The organism is Bifidobacterium favimelis (genome assembly GCF_037963085.1).
GTDB lineage: Bacteria > Actinomycetota > Actinomycetes > Actinomycetales > Bifidobacteriaceae > Bombiscardovia > Bombiscardovia favimelis.
This window is the reverse complement of sequence record NZ_JBANDZ010000001.1, coordinates 395,382-415,165: the sequence shown is the minus strand read 5'-3', so window position 1 is coordinate 415,165 and position 19,784 is coordinate 395,382. Positions and strand designations below refer to the sequence as shown.

14 protein-coding genes are annotated in these 19,784 nt (G+C 66.1%); all 14 read right to left on the bottom strand.

Annotated features, from left to right (window positions below; genetic code table 11):
• Positions 1–85: 85 nt before the first annotated feature.
• On the bottom strand, positions 86–1,609 hold the full coding sequence (locus tag V6584_RS01515; RefSeq protein ID WP_340468683.1) for a glycoside hydrolase family 30 protein: 1,524 nt from the start codon (positions 1,607–1,609) through the stop codon (positions 86–88).
• A gap of 167 nt (positions 1,610–1,776) precedes the next feature.
• Positions 1,777–3,318 (bottom strand): glycoside hydrolase family 30 protein, encoded by a 1,542-nt coding sequence (locus V6584_RS01510; protein WP_340468682.1) that lies wholly within the window; start codon positions 3,316–3,318, stop codon positions 1,777–1,779.
• 287 nt (positions 3,319–3,605) lie between these two features.
• Entirely contained in the window at positions 3,606–3,983 is a 378-nt protein-coding gene (gene rplL, locus V6584_RS01505; protein WP_340468681.1) for a 50S ribosomal protein L7/L12, read from the bottom strand.
• A 96-nt stretch (positions 3,984–4,079) separates the two neighbouring features.
• Complete coding sequence (gene rplJ / locus V6584_RS01500) at positions 4,080–4,601, bottom strand: 50S ribosomal protein L10 (RefSeq protein ID WP_340468680.1); 522 nt, start codon at positions 4,599–4,601, stop codon at positions 4,080–4,082.
• 190 nt (positions 4,602–4,791) lie between these two features.
• A complete protein-coding gene (locus V6584_RS01495) occupies positions 4,792–7,734 on the bottom strand; it encodes an alpha-L-rhamnosidase-related protein (protein WP_340468679.1) in 2,943 nt (980 codons plus the stop codon).
• Positions 7,735–7,810: 76 nt separating this feature from the next.
• Positions 7,811–8,560, bottom strand: coding sequence for a 5'-methylthioadenosine/S-adenosylhomocysteine nucleosidase (gene mtnN, locus V6584_RS01490; protein ID WP_340468678.1), 750 nt, complete (start codon positions 8,558–8,560; stop codon positions 7,811–7,813).
• A gap of 125 nt (positions 8,561–8,685) precedes the next feature.
• Entirely contained in the window at positions 8,686–9,933 is a 1,248-nt protein-coding gene (locus V6584_RS01485) for a 3-deoxy-7-phosphoheptulonate synthase (RefSeq protein WP_340468677.1), read from the bottom strand.
• Positions 9,934–10,080: 147 nt separating this feature from the next.
• Complete coding sequence (locus tag V6584_RS01480; protein ID WP_340468676.1) at positions 10,081–11,445, bottom strand: C1 family peptidase; 1,365 nt, start codon at positions 11,443–11,445, stop codon at positions 10,081–10,083.
• 240 nt (positions 11,446–11,685) lie between these two features.
• Positions 11,686–13,593, bottom strand: coding sequence for a DivIVA domain-containing protein (locus V6584_RS01475; RefSeq protein WP_340468675.1), 1,908 nt, complete (start codon positions 13,591–13,593; stop codon positions 11,686–11,688).
• A gap of 285 nt (positions 13,594–13,878) precedes the next feature.
• Positions 13,879–14,565: a pyroglutamyl-peptidase I gene (locus V6584_RS01470; RefSeq protein ID WP_340468674.1), complete on the bottom strand. Its 687-nt coding sequence runs from the start codon at positions 14,563–14,565 to the stop codon at positions 13,879–13,881.
• A gap of 25 nt (positions 14,566–14,590) precedes the next feature.
• On the bottom strand, positions 14,591–15,382 hold the full coding sequence (locus V6584_RS01465; RefSeq protein WP_340468673.1) for an IspD/TarI family cytidylyltransferase: 792 nt from the start codon (positions 15,380–15,382) through the stop codon (positions 14,591–14,593).
• 166 nt (positions 15,383–15,548) lie between these two features.
• A complete protein-coding gene (locus V6584_RS01460; RefSeq protein WP_340468672.1) occupies positions 15,549–16,502 on the bottom strand; it encodes a purine nucleoside phosphorylase YfiH/LACC1 family protein in 954 nt (317 codons plus the stop codon).
• Entirely contained in the window at positions 16,499–17,368 is an 870-nt protein-coding gene (locus V6584_RS01455; protein ID WP_340468671.1) for an aldo/keto reductase, read from the bottom strand. Before V6584_RS01455 ends, V6584_RS01460 begins: the two co-directional genes overlap by 4 nt.
• A gap of 167 nt (positions 17,369–17,535) precedes the next feature.
• A partial coding sequence (locus V6584_RS01450; protein ID WP_340486128.1) for a DUF2207 family protein occupies positions 17,536–19,784 on the bottom strand: 2,249 nt, incomplete at its 5' end.

Here is a 19,784-nt window from a genome sequence, read left to right as displayed (position 1 = left end):
CCCGAGATAAATGTGGTGTAAGGGTCAATTGGTCTATAAAATATCACCTCGCCGACACACGGACAGGCTTCCGGCGGGTCCCTGGTCAGTAAGACGTCTCATCGTGATCATCCGCCGGGTGGGAGGTCATGTAGACGGTGAAACTGTCGTCGGCGGGGACAGCGCAGGTGTTGATCGCCCCATGCGACCTGTGGCAGGTCACCGTCCCATAAGCAGGAACCTCCACCTGCTGCCAGCGAGCGCCCATCCCGTTCCAGGTCAGGGCCGCACGCGTGGGCTTGCCGGTCGGGTTGTAGAGGATGACGCTTGACTCCCCCTCACCCCGCGTGAAGGCTACGGATCCCAGGCCTCCCCTCCTGCCATCGGCGGTATATGAGGTCGAGGCCACCCGTCTGGACCCTACCGGCACATCCTGGCCGAAGTTGCGCAACATGAAATACTCCAGGTTCCGCCTGACCCCGCCGGACCCGGAATCGATGGTGATCACCCCCCGCCGGCCGCTCGTCCCTGCCCAGCTGGGCAGGCCACGTTCATCAAGGGCCAGGTTCCACAGGGTGATGGCGCCAAGACCCTGCCTGACCAGGCCGGTACCTATCTCGCCGAACATGACGTGGCTGGCCTCATCCACGCTCTCATCCAGCATGCAGCGTCGCTCGGTCATGACCGACCGCCAGGCCGGGAACTGCCGGGTGGCGTTGAAGATCCACCCGGGACGACCCGAATATGTATGCAGGGCCGCCCCGGCGAAGCAGGTCGACTCGGCCTGGGTCATGTAGTCGCTGACGGGCCTGCTGAAGAAGCGCAGGCTGTCGTCCCCGAAGAAGATCTCAACATCGGGGCAGCTCCGGTCCAGGGCGGGTCTGAGATAGTCCACACCCCACCTGGTCAGCTCCTCCGGGGTCCAGATGGTCATGGGCCAGCCGGCGGCGTTTGAAGGCTCGTTCTGCATGGTCACGGCGGCGATGGGGATGCCCAGTTCCCTGTAGGCCTGGATGAAACGGACGAAGTACTGGGCGTAGACGAAGTCCACGGTGTCCTGGTAACGGTAGCCGTTGCCCACATACTCCCCGAGACGGAGGCGGCCCGCACCGGTTAGACGGCCGCTGGTCTTCATCCAGGCGGGGGCGCTCCAGGGGGAGGCCAGGATCTTGACCCCCGGATTGATCGACAGGATCTCCTGGAGGACGGGCACCACATACTTGAGGTCCCTGGTGGCGTCCGGCTCCCCGGGTCGGCCCTCCCCAACCGAGAAGAACTGGAGTCCCCCGTCGGCCGCAACCCCTTCCGGCAGATCGTCATAGGAATAATAGGCCTGGCTGGAGAAGTCGCAGGACCCCATGGAGATGCGCAGGGTGGACAGGCCCCCCTGGGCGGGGTCGAAGAGCTCCTGCAGGATCCGGTGCCTGGAGGCGGGGTCCATGGCGGTCATGAAAAGGTAGGCGCTGGAGTCGGTCAGGGCCGCCCCCGCCCCCTCCCAGAGCTGGTACTGCCGGGTGGGGTCGACCACCACGGGCAGGGCAGGGCCCGGGTCCGCCGTCACCGGCGGGACATCAAGCCGGTGCCGTCTCATGCTCAGGTCCGCCGACGTGACGGTCCAGAATTCTTCCATCTTCCCTCACTCCTTCATTCATGGAATCCCGACCTCTGGGCCCAGCCTCATGCTGTCAACCGGGAGGGGCCGCCATACGGATGCGGGCCCACCGGGCGGCCGACGACGGAGGTTTCATCCGTACGCGGTTCGATGGTTCCCGGCAGATCCTCACCGGCCGGAAGCCCTCACCGTCCCGGAGCCCTGTCGTCGGTCAGACGGCGGCCGATGGGTTTCAATTCGAAATCACCGTCGGCCGGAACCTGGGAACGGTTGATCTCCCTGTGGCTGCAATGCATGGTCACCGTCCCCCAGGCCGGCACGACCGCCTCCTGCCACCTGGGCCCCCACCCGTTCACGGTCACGGCCGCCTTCAGGGGGTGGCCGGTGGGGTTGTAGATATGGGCGGAGATGGCTCCATCGGGGGCCAGGAAGGCCACGGACCCCAAGGACCCGCTCCATCCGTCCGGTGTGTGGTTGCCGGAGCCGATGACCAGGGAGCCAGGTTCCACGTCCTGCCCGAAGGCCCTCAGCATGAAGTACTCCAGGTTGCGCCTGACCCGGCCGCTCTCGTGGTCGATGGTGACCACGCCCCGCCGTCCGTCGGCTCCGATCTGATTGGGCAGGCCACGCTCGTCCAGGGCCAGGTTCCACAGGGTGATGAACCCGACGCCCTGGCGGACCAGCCAGTTGCCTATCACCCCGGACATGATGTGGGAGGCGTCCTCTGGCTCCTCGTCCAAGAGACAACGGCGTTCGGTCATCCCATATGCCCACTCAGGGTGCGCCCGGACGACCGGTGCGATCCGTCGGTAGGAGTCATCGTAGGTGTGGATGGCCACTCCGTCGATGGATGCGGCCCGACCGCCGTCCACGGCCGGCCCGATCGGGTCCGGAATGCAGCGGGCGGAGTCGTCGTTGATGAATATCCTGACCTGGGGATGCCGCCTGTCCAGGACGGGACGGAGGAAGCGATGAGCGAAGTCGGCCTGTTGGTCCAGGGTCCACATCATGGCTGGCCAAGGGGCGGCGTTGGAGGGCTCGTTCTGCACGGTCACCCCCCAGATCGGGATTCCCAAGTCTGCCATCTCGTCTATATAGCGCTCGAAGTAACGGGCGTAGGCCCCCTCGAAGGAGTCCTCGATGGGGTCGTACCCGTTGCCGGTCCACTCGCCGAACCGCAGGTGCCCGCCCTGGCACAGCCTGCCTGTGTTCTTCATCCAGGCTGGGGCCGTCCAGGGAGAGGCCAGGACCTTGACCCCGGGATTGATCGACAGGATCTCCTGGACCACGGGGACGATGTACTTCAGATCCCTGGTCGCATCGGGGGCTCCAGGCTCCCCCTCCCCCAGGGAGAAGTGCTCCAAACCCCTGTCATGCCCCCCGTAGGGGATGTCATCGTAGGTGTAGTAAGGCTGGGAGGAGGGTTCACAGGAGCCCAAGGGTATGCGGATCATGGAGAACCCGGCCCGGGAGGGGTTGAACATGTCATCCAGCAGGTCGTGGCGCTGGTCCTGGTCCTGCACCCCCCAGATCAGGCTGGCCGCGGCATCGGTGACCGCCGCCCCGGCACCCAGCCAGGCCTGGCGGCGGTCTGTGGGGTCGATGACCAGGGGGACCGCCCCCTGCGACGGGCGGTCGACGGGCTCGGGAGGGTCCAGGGGGTCCCTCCTACAGCTCAGGTCACCCGAGGTGACGGTCCAATACTGGTTCTCGAACAAGTGCACCATGTCGCTCCTCCCGGGGCCTTTTCCGGTCCTGCTCCATCGCATCGGCTGAAGGCGCGGGGCCGGCGGTCACCGGCGCATCCGTACACCAACCGGGTGCATACAGGTCCTAGGATACAAGGCCCGACCCCTTACGGCACAATCCAGGACCGGCCGAGAACGGGAGGGCGCCGTCGCCGCCGGTACGGCCGTCCCTGTCGGGACGGTCGCTGACCCTTACGGGCAAGAAGAAACCCCGCACCGCAAACCGCGGCACGGGGTTGCTGTGACCGGCTCCGAAGAGCCCGGGATCACTTGAGCTCGACGGTGGCGCCGGCCTCTTCCAGCTGGGACTTCGCCTTGTCGGCGTCCTCCTTCTTGGCGCCTTCCAGGACGGCCTTGGGGGCACCGTCAACCAGGGCCTTGGCCTCGGCCAGGCCCAGGTTGGTGATGGCCTTGACGGCCTTGATGACCTGGATCTTCTTGTCGCCGACGGCGGACAGGACGACGTCGAACTCGGTCTTCTCCTCCTCGGCGGGGGCGGCGGCCGGAGCGGCGGCCACGGCTGCCACGGGGGCGGCAGCCTCGACGTCGAACTCGTCCTCGAACTTCTTGACGAAGTCGGACAGCTCGACCAGGGTCATTTCCTTGAACGCATCGATGAGCTCGTCAGCAGAGAGCTTGGCCATTATGGCTTCCTTTCATCTGTGGCGGCCGGTTCCTTGGTATGCCGGACGCCGAACAACTGTATTGTTTTGCAGCGTGCAGTCGGACGAATCCGCGCCTCACGCAGCCTTTTCCTGCTTCTCGCGCAGGGCGTCGATCGTACGCACGGCCTTGGTGGGCAGGGCGACGAAGGCATAGGCGGCCTTGGACATGGTGCCCTTGAGCGCGCCCGCCATGCGGGAGAGCAGAACATCGCGGGACTCGAGGTCCGCGATCTTCTGGATGGTCTCATCATCCACGGCGGCACCATCGATATAGCCGCCCTTGAGAATCAGAGGCTTGTTGATCTTGGCGAAATCACGCAGGGTCTTGGCGGCTTCGACGTAATCACCCTTCACGAAGGTGATGGCGCAGGGGCCGGCGAGCATCTCGTCGAGGCCGTCAACGCCGGCCTCCTTTGCCGCGATGCGGGCAAGCGTGTTCTTCGCCACGACGTAGGAGGTATCGCGGCCTAGTTTGTTGCGCAGGTCTGAGATCTGCGGAACACTGAGCCCGCGGTACTCGGTGAGGATGATGGCATCGGCGTCACGGAATCTGTCCGTGAGCCTGGCTACAGCCTCTTCCTTTTCGGGCCTTTTCATGGCGTTCCTTCCTAAGTCGACCGCCGGACCCATCCGATGCCGGGCTGCAGGCATGAAAAAAGCCCTGCACACAGGCAGAGCCACAGAAGCGGAAACCGGGGTTTCCCTTGCCTACCTGCGCTGGCCCGGCATAGCCGAACTTCGGAGACCAAGAGGTCTCAACCAACGGTCTTTGGTGTACGGGTGAACACTATACATGATGATGACGACTTGGGCAAGCGGCCCTCGGCAGGGCGGCCCCCATGGACCTGACCCGGTGGCGGCCGGGACCCAGGTCCTCCACCACCAGGCTGCCCGGCGGACAGCGCACCCCGCCCAGGCGGAAGAAGCCCGCCTCGGACCTGATAAGCCGGGCCCCTCCATCCACCCGGACCTCCCAGGGGGTGGCCGGGGCCAGGCCTGCCAGCGGCGGCAGGACCAGCGTGGCCCTGGTCCTGGCGGGGACGGCCAGGTCGACCTCGATGCCGGGCAGGACCGGCGTACGGCCGCCTACCGGGTCCGGCAGGTCGCGTCCGCCCAGCACCTGGTAGGTGGCCTCGATCCTGCCCGCCCGCACGGGCATGACCGACCGGGCGGACCGGATGGATCCGGGCTGGGGTATGCAGGCGAAGGCGGAGAATCCCGGCCGGAGCGGGACCAGCCCCATCAGGCCACCGGGAAGGAGGCTGGCCGGGCTGGCGCCCCAGGGGTGGGAGTAGGTGGTGTTGGGTTTGACCGCCGGGTCCCATGCCTCCATGGTCCCCCCTCCGGCCTGGTCCACCATGTGGGCCCAGGTGCGGATGCCCTCCCGACGGACCATGAGGGCATCGGCATCCGCCCCCATCCCGGCCCGGTAGAGGCCTCCCAGGTAGACCGCCGCCGCATAGACGCTGCAGGCCATCCCCCTGCCGCGCAGGTAGGATCCGACCGCCTCCAGATGGTCCTCTGGCAGGTCTGCGAAGGCCAGGGCGAAGGCCGAGGCGTGCAGGGAATGGTGACTGATTGGACCGCCCTGGGCAACCGCATCCAGCCCGTCGCACAGGCTGCCTGTTGCGGGGTCGAAGAGGAGGCCGTCGATGGACCGTCTGATCGCCCTGGCCCGGCTGGCCCACAGGCTGGACTGGTCCCGCCTGCCGACGGCGGAAGCCAGGTCGGCCATGTCCGCGTATGCCTGACTGGCCAGGGCATTGACAACGGTGTTGACCCGGCCGAAGACGAAGCCGTCCCTCTCGCATGGGGGCCAGTCCACCAGGTCCCCGTCCTTCCTGCTGGCGAGGCCGGGGTCCTTGACGACGAGACCGGTTGTCGGGTCCACGTACTTTTCGGGCAGGAGGCCGACCAGGGCCGGGTAGAGGGAGCGGACCAGGCCGGGCGATCCCGTCTGCATCCAGGAGTCATGGACCATCAGGATGGTGTAGAGGGGCCACTCGGTGGGCCAGGTCCGATGGGCCGCCAGGTAGCGGGCCGTGTATGCCCCAAGGGAGGGGGCATCGTCAAGGGCCAGGTGGGCCTCCTGCTGTATCCACGCATCCGCCTCATAGGGGGCCCGCTCCCTGGTCCAGGAATCCACGTAGATGTTGGCATCCAGGCCCTGTGCGGTCTGCCGGCAAAGTTCCCAGACCCGGTCCAGGACGGGTTCGGAGGAGGAGAAGGCGGCGGCCGGGTCGTTGACCGCCGGCCGGAGGGTGACGCCCCGAACGGCGGCAGCCAGGTCCCTCAAGGCCACCGCCCGCCCATCCGCAGCCGGCCGGCGGCCGCCCTCAGGATGCCGCCCGGGACCGATCGGGGTTCCGAACCCCTGTGAGGGGATCAGCTCCACATAACGGAAGACCCTCATCCCCCAGGTCTGCAGGCGGTTGCGGCCTGCGGCCAGCTGCCAGCGGTCCCGGTAGACGTTGCCGGCCGCCAGGTGGTAACGGACCCCTCCGTCCCCGTCCAGGACCTCCCCATAACGAATCTCCAGGTCGGCCGGGGCGGCCAGGGTCAGGTCCAGGCTGATTCCGCCGAGAAGGGCCCGGCCGAAGTCGAGGATGACATGGTCCCGGCCCCTCGTCATGATCCGGCAGGGCGTGACGGCTGCCGGTCTCAGCGGGTCGACCGGGCTGGCGTGAAGGTCTTCAAAGGGGGTCCTGAGCGAGGCCGCAGGCCAGGAGGAATCATCGAAGGAGGCCGATGACAGTCCGGCCGGGAAGGCGGCCGCCTGTATGTCCTCGACCGGGGCCTGGTAGTAGGCCGTCCCTATGGAGCCCGCCTGCGGGAAGGCGGCCGACCCGTCCAGGGCCTTCCACAGGCTCCCGCTGCCGAAGTGGAGGAGACCGCCTCCCCTCAGACAGACCGTCAGGGCTGCGGCGAACCTCTTGTCCCGCCCTGTATGGGCCAGGACCCCCAGGGCGTTGACCGACCCGGGTTCCAGGAGTCCGGTCACATCATAGGCGTCGTACCGGGCCTCGTCGCCAAGGGGGAAGACCGGACCGCACCCCAGATGGCTCCCGTTGAGCCAGAGGCTGTATACATACTGCCGGGAGGGGGCCGTTGAGGAGGCGGTGACGCTCAGGGTGGCCCAGAGGATCGGCCGGTCCGGCAGATGAAAGGCGCCCCGCATGAATGCCCAGTCGGGCGGTTCCGCCCCCCCTCCGACACCGGCCGGGGACCAGATTGCATCCGCCTTCCACTTCCTGCCGGCACCGGTGCCAAAGGTGGCCAGACCCGCAGGCGGCAGGGGCCTGCCCTCCCCGTCAAGGAGGTCGACCCGGGCCCAGTACCGCCTGTCCGGATCCATCGTGACCCCCTCCAGCGGCAGACCTTCCAGGTCGTCAGCCCTCCTGGGGCCACTTGACCAGGTGAAGGCCCGGTCACCCCCACCCCCTCCAGGCGGATTGCCAAGTCCTCCGGCATGCCGAGGGACGGAGGGGAGGGGACGGTCGCTCACGGTCACCCTGTAGGCGGCAGGAGGAGCGCCGCCGGAGGAAGACCCATCAGCTCCCGTGAGCAGGGTCGTCCCCCCACGGTCTTCGGCGCCGACCAGGCGCCAGCGGAGGACAGGGGTTGCGAAGGGTTCGAGGCCCACCGGGTCCACACGGTCTTCTATCAGGATCTGCACACCGGCATGCATGGGGGACCGGTGGGAAACCCCAACCCTTGGAACAGCAGCCATCGCCGTCACTTCCTCCCGCCCGGGCACCCTGGCCCCGCGGCCTCCTTCGGCCCTGTCCCGCCAGGGCCGGCTGCACTCAGACCCCGGCCGCTATGGCCAGGACCAGGCGGGCAGCCGTATCGGCGTACTCGGAGATGTCGAACGCCTTGAAGACCTCGTAGTCCGTGTCGGCGTTGTCGCTCAGGGCCCGTATGACCAGGGCCGGCACCTGGTTGCGCGCTGCCACATGGCAGACCGCCGCCCCCTCCATCTCCACCGCGTCGGCCCCGGTCTCCTCCTTGACCCGGGCAACGGCCTGGGGGCTGTCGACGAAGTAGTTGCCGGTCGCAATGGTCCCGGTCTTGTGGGTGATGCCCATGTCGGTCAGGGCCTGTTCGGCCAGGCGGAGCAGGTGGGGGTCCGAGTGGAAGTCCTCGGTGCGGGGGGCCGACTGGGCGATCAGCCTCATGTCCGAATCCAGATAGCGCAAGGTCCCGCCCAGGACCACGTCGTTGATATGGAGGTCCTTGTTGAGATTGCCGGCGATTCCCGAGAAGATGACGGCCTCGGGACCATATGCGTCAATCAGGTACTGGGTGGCCGAGGCGATGTTGACGGTCCCCATGCCCCCCACGGTGGCGACGACTTCGATCGAACCCCCGTCCTTCTTGGGGAGCCTGCCGTGGACCACGTCCAGACCGGCCCGGGCCCCGGCCGAGTCGTGCCTGGCCTCTTCCAGCCCCCCGGCGATGAGGGCCACCTCCTCGTCCATGGCCCCGAGGACGGCTACCAGCCCCCCGTTTTTGTCCGCCACCTTGGCACCTGTCAGCATGGTCTGCTCGCCCATTGCATCCTCCTGCACATTCCGTCTGCGGCGACGGTCACGACCGGGTGGCCGCCGACCGTCATTCACCGCCCCCAGCCTACCAGCGGGACCTGGCCGTCACAGACCTGCCGGGGCGGGAAACCCTGTCAGGAGGCGCTCCCCCTCCCCTGTGTCACGGCATCGGCCAGCTCCCTGAGGAGGACCTCGGTGTCAGGCCAGGAGATGCAGCGGTCCGTCACGGACTTCCCATAGACCAGCTGGTCAAGGGGGGCGGCCGGCTGGTTGCCGCCCTCGATGAAGCTCTCCATCATCAGACCGGTGATTCCCTTCTCACCTCCGGCGATGCGGCCCGCCAACTCATGGACCACCTCCATCTGCCTGTGCTCGTCCTTGCCGGAGTTGCCATGGGAGGCATCGATGACCAGGCCGTGGGAGGCGGCCGAGTCGGAAGGGAGCTTGGACCGGATCATCTTCAGGTCGGCCGCCACCGATTCCGCGTCGTAGTTGGGCCCGCTGGAAGACCCCCTGAGGACCACATGGCAGTCCGGATTGCCCAGGGTCTCCACTGCGGCGGCCCTGCCCTCGTGGTCGATGCCGAAGAAGGTGTGGCGCTGGGCTGCGGTGAAACAGCTGTCGGCCGCCACGTCCACGCTGCCGTCCGTCGCGTTCTTGAAACCGATGGGCATGGACATGCCGCTGGCCAGCTGTCGGTGGACCTGGCTCTCCGTGTTCCGGGCCCCGATGGCCCCCCAGCTGATTGCATCCGACGTGTACTGGGGGGAGGTGGGCTCCAGGAACTCGGTGGCTGCGGGCACCCCGGCCGCCAGGACGTCGAGGAGGGTGCGGCGGGCCAGGATGAGCCCCTTGCGGATGTCATGGCTGCCGTCCAGGTCGGGGTCGTTGATCAGACCCTTCCAGCCCACGGTGGTCCGGGGTTTCTCGAAGTAGACCCTCATGACGATGATCAACCGGTCCTCCAGGTCGGCCTTGACCCTTGCCAGGCGGTGGGCGTAATCGACGGCGGCCTTGGGGTCGTGGACCGAGCAGGGCCCCACGATGACCAGGAGACGGTCGTCCCGCCCGTACAGGCAGTCCCTCACCTCCCTCCTGGAGGTGATGACCAGGTCCCTGGCCTGGCCGTCCAAGGGGTAGTCGGTCAGGATCTGGGCGGGGGTGGGCAGGGGGTTGAGCTCGAAGATCCTCCTGTTGACGATCCTCCCTATGCCGACTTCATCCTCCCAGCGGGGGACATCCGAGGCGGTGGAGGGGTCCCTCCCCTCTGCCAGGGCCTTGTGGAGGAGTTCCACATCGTAGGCCTCACGCCCCTCATGGCGGCGGCCGGACCACTCCTCCTCATGCCTGCCGCTCCCACCTTCACTGTGATGCTTGGTCATGATTCTCCACCCTTCCTGAAGACCAGACACCGGCCTGTCGCCTCCGCTGCATCGGACTCTCCGCCTGCAGGAACCCAGGCCTGCAAGCGCAAACGGCCGGACAGGACATGTCCCCATGTCCGGCCCGGCCGTCGGCAGCGATACATGTCAGGCCAAAGCCCCCATGGGATCCCAGGCCGGCAGCATGATGGCCGGCTGGTCGACCGCCTGGCGGTACTCCTCCGGCAGCATGGACTTGGGCACGGCCACCTCGTAGACGTATTCGGTGAACCAGTCGTCGCTCATCGTGAAGTAGCCCTCGTTGGCGATGTCGGTGCCCCAGGAGTTCTCGACCCTCCAGCGGTCCGTCGTCACACCGTCATCGGCCACGTCCACCCCGAGGAAGGCCATGGCGTGGTTCTGGGCCGAATCGCCGAAACGGACCCTCTGCTCCTTGTCCATGTCGAAGTCGACACCATAGACGCGGCCATACTCGAAGAGGTCGGTGGCCCACTGACCGGTCTTCCGATCCATCATGGGGTGGCAGTCGGCCCCGAACCAGACGGGGATGCCCTCCTCGCTCATCAGCTTGCGTGCGCAGTCCTTCATGAACTGGATGGGGACGTTCAGGTATTCGGTGGGGTCGCCGCCGGCCACGTTGCCCAGGTGCTCGATGCCGATCTTCCTGCCCTTGGGGTGCTCACGGCGGGGATCGTCTACCAGGCAGACATAGTCCTCCAGGCCTGCGTCCACATACTTCTTCCAGAATTCCTGCGGGGTGATCTCCCCATCCCTGTGGAAGACGCCGTCCTTGTCCGTCCACTCCCAGTCGAAGCTGGTCGGCGGGGTGCCCAGATGGATGGTCAGCATCCTGTGGCCGGCCTCCGTGGTCTCCCTGACGATGTCGTCGATCCTGTCCGGTTCCGCGACCATGTGGGCCACGGCCTGATGGAGGAGGGAACGCAGCTGGCTGTCCATCTCGCCCGTGTTCTGCGAGGAGGCGGTCTCAGGGAAGTACTGCTTGGGGACGGCCCCGTACTTCTTGTATATGTTCATGGCCATGATCCACTGGCCGCCGTCACCCATCACATCGCCCATGAGGAAGCGCATGAGTTCGGAATCGACCGGCTCGCCCGCGCGCACGAGGGCTGAGACGTCCTGGAGGAAGTAGTTGACCCTCTCCAGTTTGTCGTAGTACATGGCATAGTTCTGTGAGAGCTCGAAATCACCCATGGGGTTGGCAGGGCTGGAGGCATCGATGTTCAGCGCCTTGCGGGCCACGAACCGGGCCACATTCAGGGAGCTGAAGAGCCAGCAGCGGCCGGAACGGGCCTGTGAGGTGGCCTTCCCATTGTCCAGGCTGACCGAGAAACGGTGCTGGAGGAGACGGGCCCGGTCGTAGTTGTGGGCGACGGCCTCGATGCCGGACTGGGTGACCGCATTCATGGCGATGCGGTTGGCTTCGCGGCTTTCAAAGCCGGACCTCAATCCCTCCAGGGTGGACTCATCGAGTGGTTTCAATGATGGTGCCATATGAGCTCTGTTTCCTTTCATGTCTTTCATGCCCCGCCAGATGTGAAGGCGGGGCCCGGTTTCCTGTCTGATCGTGCGGTCTCGCTGCCAAGGCCACGAGTACGACCCAGCATAGTGAGGGCCGGTGTCAAGACGGCGCCACGTCCACGATGCGGAAGACAGGGCCGACCCCGCAGGTGTGAACGGGGCCGCCAGCCTTGGGCGACCCCGTTCAACACCACCTGTCGGAAGTGGTCGGCCTCAGTGGGAAGCCGCCGCCTGCTCCGGGCCGTCGGCCCCCTTGATGGGCTGTATGACCCTGGTCTCCTCGGGGTTGCCGGAGGCGGCGGACCGGTCGGCCTGGCCATCAGAGGCGCTCGCGGCCAGACGGCCCTGCTTGATGGCCGGCTGGGCCCCCCGGCCCTCCCTGTTCGGATGATGCTCGGGAGGTATGGAGGCGGGCATGTCATCTCCGGCGCTGACCGTGGCGGCCGGGTCCGGCCTGTCCGGGTTCCCGTGCACGGCACCGGCTGAGGTGTCGGTGCCGTGGCCGTGCGCCCCGGAATCCTGTGTGTCGGCCAGGTCGCCCTTACCGGCCTCGCCCTGTCCGTCGGAATCTTCATCTTCAGACGGCTGCGATCCCACGGCCTCGGCCGTATCGACCGGGCTGCCGGACCCGGCCTGACCGTCCCTGGCCTCAGGATCCGGTGAGTCCGCGGCGGTCCTGTCTGCCTGGGCGTCCGGGGCGGCCCCTTCCGGCTTGGACGGACCTGAGGGGAGTCCGGCCGGGCGGTCGGGAGCCTGGGCCTGGGCCTGGGCCGCCTGTCCTGGGACGGCATTGATGACAGGCACGTCGGGGGCCTGGGCATCATCCCCTTGGCTCAGATCCTCCTGGTCCTGGGAGGAGGTCTCATCGGGATAACCGTCGAAGCCCCCGAAGGACTTGGCGAAGATGGAACGCAACTCGTCCACACGGGCGGTGATGGTGGCCTCTCGCTTCTGAAGCCTGGCTATGTGGTCACGCAGGCCGTCCAACTCGGCCTGGGAGGCCTTCCGGCGCTCCTCGATCTCCGCGGTGGCCTGCTTCTTGCCCTCTTCAAGAATCTCGGCGGCCTTGCGCTCCGACTCCTCACGCTTGAAGGCGGCGAAGTCGTCGGCGTCCTTCCGGGCGGCCTTGGCCTGGGCCATCAGCTCTTCCGTCTCCTGCTGGGTCTTCTGTCGGCGGTCCTCCAGGCTCTTCAGGAGGTCGTTGACCTTGGTGGTGGCCTCCTCCTGCTGGGCCGAGATGTCAGCCCTGGTCTTCTCGGCCTCGGCGTTGACCTTGGCCAGGATGTCAGCGCTCTGCACGTTGGCCTCATCCACGATCTTCTGGGCCTTGGTGTTGGCCTGATCGGTAATCTCACCGGCCTGACGGCGGGCGTCGTTCAATGTCTTGGAGACCTGTTCGCGCACATCAGCCAGCTTCTTGTTGGCCTCGGCCAGGGCCTGCTGTATCTGGTCGTTCGCCTCGCGCTTGAGCTTGTTGACCTCCTCGTCGGCCTTCTGCCTCTTCTCGGCTATCTCCTTGACGGCGGCGGCCTTGGTCTCGGACAGTTCGCGCTCCTGGGTGGCCTTCTGCGCGGCCAGCCTCTTCTCGTGCTCCTCGCGGGAGTTCTGCAGTTCGAGGTCCAGGGCCTGGCGTTGCTCAGCCGTCGCCTTGGCGGCGGAGACCTTGAGCTGGTCGGTCTGCTGCTTGGCCGTGGTCGTGACCGTCCTGGCCTCGTCGTTGGCCGCATCGACTATGGATTTGGCTTTTCCGTTGGCCTCGTCCACAATCCTCTTGGCATCGATCTTGGCCTCGTTGACCACGGTCCCCGCCTTTTCCTGGGCTGAGGCCCGGGTGACGGCGGCATCCTGCTTGGCCCTGTTGAGCAGTTCCGTGCTGGTCTGCTCGGCCGAGGCAAGGAGCTGCTGGGCATTGGCACCCAGGGAAGCGAAGGAGTTCTTGCTGCGCTCCGTCTTGCGTGACTTCTCCTCCTGGAGCTCCGCCTCCAGTTTCAGGATCCGATTGTCGTCGCTCCTGATCTGCTCCCGCAGCCTGGCAAGGTTCTCTCGGACCCCGGCCAGGGTCGCATCCACCTTTTCCTTGTCATAACCACGCAAGACGACTGGAAACTGATCGTCGACCATATGCACTCACTCCTCTGCGCCACCATGTTCACCCCCGCAGGGCAGGGGGTCAAACCCGGGATATTCCTGTATCTACAGTAACGCACAAGGGGGCGGAAACAGGCTCTGCGGCGCGCTTGGACACACTCGCCCCACATACCCCGCCCACCTGCATGAAGGCCGTCCCGTCAGGGCCTGTCGGCCTGCCGGGGGTTCCGCCGGACAGGCACCCTGCGCAGGTGCGGCCGGCGACGGTCCGTCATTGTCCTCCTGAGCGGCCTTGTCCGGGCGGGTGCCGACCTTTGGTCAGGCCAGGAGGATGGGGCTGGAGGAGGGCTGGAGGTAATAGCGGGCGGTCTCGCGGACGACCTCCTGGCCGGCGCGGACCTGCTGGGCCAGGGGGAGGCCGCAGCCGGCCTGGGCCGATTCGTTGACTAGGGGGAGGCTGACGAAACCGGCCAGGACCGTTGGGTGTGAGGAGGCCCAATCCAGGAGGCTGTAGAAGAGGGCGTTGCATACGTAGGTCCCGGCATCCGAACTCAGCGTGGCCGGAATCCCGGAGTGGGCGAAGTCGTGGAGGATGGCCCTGAGCGGGAGCCTGGTCCAGTAGGCCGCAGGGCCGCCCGGATTGACGGGTTCACGCACCAGGTCCCCCTCATCCCGGTCGTCGGAGACCTCCTTGAGGTTGACGGCGCAGCGCTCCATGGCGATTCCCCTGGCCTTGTGCTTGAGGCCGGTGGCGATGACGATATCCGGCTTCACATCTTCGATGACCCCGTGCAGGATGGGCCAGGCCCGGGCGAAGCTGACCGGGAGGGAGACGGCCTTGATTTCCAGGTCCACCCCGTCGAGGACCTCCTGGGCATCGGCCCGCCCCCGGTCGGGCCTGCCCGCTCCCCCCTCGGCCAGGGCCCGGGGCACCTCGTAGGAGGGGTTGACATCCACCCCCTCATAGTGGTCGTATCCGGTGACGATGACCTTCAGTTCTTGCATAAACCCATGTTACACAAGGTCGGCCTCAACCGGCCGCCTCCTCATACCGGGCTATCCACTCCGCCATCGGGATGTCGGAAGTTGTGGTGATCTTCAGGTTGGTCTCACTGCCGGCGACGATGGCCACGGGTTCCTCGGGCAGGTAGTCCACGACCACACGGGTGTCGTCGGTCGGGTGGAACCCGGGGTCGGTGGCCGCCTTGGCATAGGCCCGGCGAATCGTGCCGAAACGGAAGGCCTGGGGCGTCTGGGCCCGGAACATGTTGGCCCGGTCCGGCACGTCACGGACCACCTTGCGGTCTCCCAGGTCACGGGCGAAGAGGATGGTGTCGGTGGACGGGACCGCCACGGTGACTGCGTTGAACTGGCCCAGGGCATCGATGCAGCCGTCGATGGAGGACTGGGCGACGAAGGGGCGGACCGCGTCGTGGATCAGGACCTTGGCATCCGAGGGGAGACCGGAGTCGGAGAGGGCCTGGAGGGCGGCACCCGTGCTGTCGACACGCTCCACCCCTCCCTGGATCGTCATCCGGACCTTGGAATAGCCGGAACCCATGATGATCTTCTCGACGGTACGCCTGACCCGGGGGTTGACCACGACCACGATGTCCGTCACCCTGGGATTGGACTCGAAAGCCTCGATGGACCAGGCCACGATGGGACGTCCGCCCACGGCCACCAACTGCTTGGGGTTGTCCACGTCAAAACGGACCCCCAGTCCGGCGGCCAGGATGACGGCCACGACGGGCACCCCGTCCTCCCGGTCACCGCAGCCCCCGATCCCCGCGACCGAAGCGGGGTTGTTCAACTCACTCATACCAAACACCGTAGCGGTCGGCGGCCGGAAGACGGCCCCCGGCCCGCCTTCTGCACTGAATATCTGCACCGGGCACACCGCCATCGGCCCGCCCGGGTCATCACATACAGCGGACGAAGGCGGGCGTGGAGGCCGACATCAGGGCTGCCAGGCGGGGACCGGGCGCTCAGTCCTCCCTGTAAATCAGGGCAAGCATCCTGCCCTCGTGGGACTTGCCTGCCCGTGCCGCCCGCCGGTGGGAGTACCAAAGGGGGTTCTCCAGGGTGCACATGGCGTGCTTCACCTGGGCCAGGCGCTCCCCCAGGTCGGCAGGCCCCTCCCCGTCGTTGAGGCAGAGGTCGGCCAGTTCCCCGTCATCCTTCAGATAGGAGGTGGCTGCACAGATCCTTCGGCTGGAATCGACCGTCTGGCTGACGCCGGCCTGCTCCAGGGCCATGAGGGCGGCCAGTGCGATGGATATGGCCCTCCCTCCGAACCGGCAGGGTTGGCCGGTGGCGGGGAAACGGCCTTCGAAGGCCTGGGCCACGTCGTCGCCCACCTGGTAGCAGTCCCCACAGATGCAGGGACCGAGCGTGGCCACGGTATCGGCGGGTCGGGCCCCCTTGGAAACCATGAGTTCGACGGTGGAGGCGATCACGCCCCCTTCCAGTCCTCTGCGCCCGCAGTGGGCGGCACCTATGACCCCGTGGACGGGGTCGGCCAGGAGGACCGGAAGGCAGTCGGCGGCGAAGATGCCCAGGGCACGGCCGGACCCGGTGGAGACCATGGCATCAGCCTGCTCCTGCGAGGGTGAGACCTCCTGGTCGACGTCCAGGGCCCTGGCGGAGTGGACCTGATCGACCAGGCGGATGGGCAGACCCAATTCGGCTGACAGGGCCGCCCTGTTGGCGGCGACGGCCTGGGGGTCGTCACCCCCCTTGCCTCCCAGGTTCAGTCCGGCATAGTCCCCCTGCGAGACCCCGCCCAACCTGGTGGTGTAGACCACCTTGACCCCCGGGGCCAGGTCTATGGGGATGGTGACGGGGACCGGAACCCCCTCGGGGCCCCGGGGGGCCACCGGGCTCTGGTCCACCAGCCGGTACTCCTGAGACCACTCGACGTACGAGTCCCCTGAAGTCATCGACCCAACCTTTCCATGTCTTCCCGGTCAATCTGCAGGTCACCGGCCTGCAGGGAGTCCAGGATGGTCCCGGGCCTGTGGGCTCCGGGAATGACGAAGACGTGCTCATCCTGGGCCAGCTCCCAGGCAAGGACAACCTGCTGGTAACTGACGCCGAGCCTGCCGGCCACCTGGCGGAAGGGGTCATACCTGGCCTCGTCCTTAGCCTTGCGGAATCCACCCAGGGGGCTCCAGCAGACGAAGGCCAGACCCAGATCGGCCACATGCCTCAACTCCTCGAAACTGCTTGTGAAGGTGGGAGAGAACTGGTTCTGCACGGCCACCAGATCGTCGCCCAGGATGGAACGGGCCATGTCGATCTGAGCGATGTCCGCGTTGGAGATTCCGGCCGTGCGGGCCACTCCCTCCTCCACCAGTGACCTGATGGCCTCCAGGGACTCCTGGTAGGGGACCTTGGGGTCGGGCCTGTGGAAGTAGAGGAGGTCGATCGTGTCGACGCCCAGGGCCTGGGCGGACTCCTTGGCATGTCGGATCAGGCTTTCCGGCCTGCCGTCAACGGCCCAGGTGGGCCTGCCGTCGGTGAAGTCACGGTAATGGCCCACCTTGGTAGCCACCAGAACCTCACTGCGGGGCCCCTTCCAGGAGTCAAGGGCGGTCCTGACCAGGCGCTCGTTGGTCTGCTCCGGGCCGCCGGACTCGTAGTAGGACCAGGCTGTGTCCAGCTGGCGGCAGCCGGCATCCAGGGCCTGGTGGATGGTCTCGATTCCCGTGGCCTCGTCCGGCTTCCCCTCGATCGACAGACCCATGCACCCCAAGCCCACGGCAGAAGTCTCAAAGGGGCCCATCTTCCTCATCAATACAGTCATTTCACATCCTCTTGTCCTTGCCCTTCCGGCTGGTTCCCGCGACGGGGACGGGCCGGAATCGATACGAAAATCCTAGACAGCGGCGACGATAAAGGTCTGCGCGGGTGACGCGCCCAAAGATACATAAGAGACAGGGGCCGGTCACCGGTCCCGGGCGGGAGGCCGGCTCAGCGCCCGCCGAAGGAGCCCCCTCCGGAACCGCCGGAGGAACCGCTGAAACCTCCCCCGCTGAAGGACCCGCCAGATGAGCCGGAAGTGTAGGTCGCGGAAATCGTGTGTTGGATGTCTGCGAAACTGGCCGTCAGCTGGCTGCCCAGATCGTCGAAGCCGTAAGCGAAGGAGGTGGGCATGGAGGATGTCGGCGAGAGACCCGCCTGGTCACCGAACCCGTTCCTGCTCCAACCCCCCGGCGAAGAAGACGAGTGGTATGCCTGGTAGATCAGACTGCCGTTCGCGTTGGAATCCAGCCAGTCGCGGTCGGTGATCTGCGGGTATGCCTGGGCGAGCTGCTGCATCACCTTGTCGCTGATGCCGAAAGCGGCCGCGTACACCAGGTAACGCCCCCAAAGGACCAGGTCCTGGGTCCCTCGATCGGCAAATTCGCTGAAGTCCAGCATGTAGCGCTTGAGACCCTCCACCTGACCGGCCCATTGTTGGCCCTGAGGGGTCAGCACAAGGGTGCGTCCGTATCTGATGGAAAAGACGGCGCTCATGATGGGGATGATGGTCATGTACAAGCCGTACAGGTTCTTTCCCACCACAGCCAGCATGATCACAAAGAAGATGCAGAGGAGGAGGGTGATTCCTGCAAGCAGGTTCCTGCCGACGCGGTTCCTGGTGGCATGGAGCGGTTGTACCTCCGCGTCGACCGAGTTGTTGAAATGGACCATGAGATTCTCGGAATTGGAGGGGTCCTCCTGAAGGACCTTGCTCATCTGCTTCAGGTCGAAGACGTTGACCCCGTCACCTAATTGGGCGGCCGCAGCCTCCAAAATGCACAGGGCGGCATCCTCTGAAGGCGAGAGGTTGAGGGAGGGGCGGGCCTGACTGCAGACCGGGTTGATGGCGACGGTGGACGTCTTGTCATCCTGCTTCTTGCCTATCATGGAGCCCAGCTTGGCGACCAGTCCGCCTGTTTGGGCCACGACCCCGTCCCCCTGATAATCACTGACGGGACCGGGATATATCGATATGGCCCCCTTGGAGGCGAGAGAGAGCATGGTGGCGGCCATCTGCCCGGAACGTCCGCTGCTGGCATCGCTGATCACATCGTTGATCGCTCCGGCCGCCGCAGGCGAGAGGTCCGGTGGATCACGCCGGTAGATGGTCCCGCCCTGGTATTGGGAGGCCTTGTATGAGGAGAAGGCCAGACGGATGAGCACAAGTGAGATGATGATCCCTATCAGAATGACCGTTGTGGCGTAGACCAGCCGGGACCGGCTGTGCTCCTGTGCCTCCTTGCGGGCGGTGGCCTCCTGGTAGTCCTCCGAGGTGGCGATGGCATTGCCCGCCGGATTGGGATCCCGTCTGACCACATCGTGGGTCATGTCCACATCGAAGGTGGAAACCACGTCAAGATGCTGGTAAGGCACGACCTCGAAAGCCGTGAAGTGCAGGGTTCCGTCCTTGTCACGCGAGGTCTGGGAGGTGCCTGAAAAGTGGAGCCAGGCCTTGGAGTTGGACTCGGTTACCCCCTGTGGCAGGTGGACGGTTCCGTTCACTCGTCCGATCGAGGTCTCATTGCTTCGGCCGAAGGGCTCCCACTGGAAGGAGGCGACGTCCGCGTGGGCGGTGACCACCCCATGGAAGGTCATGGAGACCTCGAATACCCTGTGTTCATCGGCTTTGACTTCGGGGATGTTCCAACCCAGCTCCACCTGGCAGTTCGAGTCGAATTTCTCGCAACCGGACTTGCCCTGCTCGTAATGGTATGGCAGGAGGTCGATGCCGTTCACACGGGCCAGATACCATTTATTGGCCCACTGCCCGTCCCAGTTGGGGGTGTCGCTGACATCCGAAGGCGTGATCGGGCCGGTTTCTCCGTACTCCCTGCCGGCGGTCACGTCCTTCACGGAGATGTCGCTGATGCCTGTCAGTTTGTCCTCGTTGAGCGTGTACCGCTGGAAGAGCTGCCGCCAGGGCTTCTCGTCCCCATCCTGGTTCTCGCGCGCAAGGAGCCTGACGTCGATGCGCTGTTTGATTCTCATGTCCCCGTTGGCCTGGACGGTGACGTCATAGTCGAGGGTGTTGTACGAGAGGTCGGGCTTCTCCCCCCGAGACATTACCAGGGCGCCCACGGCCACCACGGCGGTGAAGAGGATGGCGACAAGCAGGCTTTTGAGGAAACGCTTGGAATTCCAACTCCCCTTGCCGCCGGCCCCGTCCTGACCGGCATCGTTGAGGTCTTTCCCGCCCG

Excerpts from the sequence above, each read along its gene's own strand:
- mtnN (WP_340468678.1), bottom strand. The coding sequence starts at position 8,560 with ATGGGCGAGCAGACCATGCTGACAGGTGCCAAGGTGGCGGACAAAAAC.
- V6584_RS01470 (WP_340468674.1), bottom strand. The coding sequence starts at position 14,565 with ATGCAAGAACTGAAGGTCATCGTCACCGGATACGACCACTATGAGGGG.
- V6584_RS01515 (WP_340468683.1), bottom strand. The coding sequence starts at position 1,609 with ATGGAAGAATTCTGGACCGTCACGTCGGCGGACCTGAGCATGAGACGG.
- rplJ (WP_340468680.1), bottom strand. The coding sequence starts at position 4,601 with ATGAAAAGGCCCGAAAAGGAAGAGGCTGTAGCCAGGCTCACGGACAGA.
- V6584_RS01475 (WP_340468675.1), bottom strand. The coding sequence starts at position 13,593 with ATGGTCGACGATCAGTTTCCAGTCGTCTTGCGTGGTTATGACAAGGAA.
- V6584_RS01485 (WP_340468677.1), bottom strand. The coding sequence starts at position 9,933 with ATGACCAAGCATCACAGTGAAGGTGGGAGCGGCAGGCATGAGGAGGAG.
- V6584_RS01460 (WP_340468672.1), bottom strand. The coding sequence starts at position 16,502 with ATGACTTCAGGGGACTCGTACGTCGAGTGGTCTCAGGAGTACCGGCTG.
- V6584_RS01510 (WP_340468682.1), bottom strand. The coding sequence starts at position 3,318 with ATGGTGCACTTGTTCGAGAACCAGTATTGGACCGTCACCTCGGGTGAC.
- rplL (WP_340468681.1), bottom strand. The coding sequence starts at position 3,983 with ATGGCCAAGCTCTCTGCTGACGAGCTCATCGATGCGTTCAAGGAAATG.
- V6584_RS01495 (WP_340468679.1), bottom strand. The coding sequence starts at position 7,734 with ATGGCTGCTGTTCCAAGGGTTGGGGTTTCCCACCGGTCCCCCATGCAT.
- V6584_RS01465 (WP_340468673.1), bottom strand. The coding sequence starts at position 15,382 with ATGAGTGAGTTGAACAACCCCGCTTCGGTCGCGGGGATCGGGGGCTGC.
- V6584_RS01480 (WP_340468676.1), bottom strand. The coding sequence starts at position 11,445 with ATGGCACCATCATTGAAACCACTCGATGAGTCCACCCTGGAGGGATTG.
- V6584_RS01455 (WP_340468671.1), bottom strand. The coding sequence starts at position 17,368 with ATGACTGTATTGATGAGGAAGATGGGCCCCTTTGAGACTTCTGCCGTG.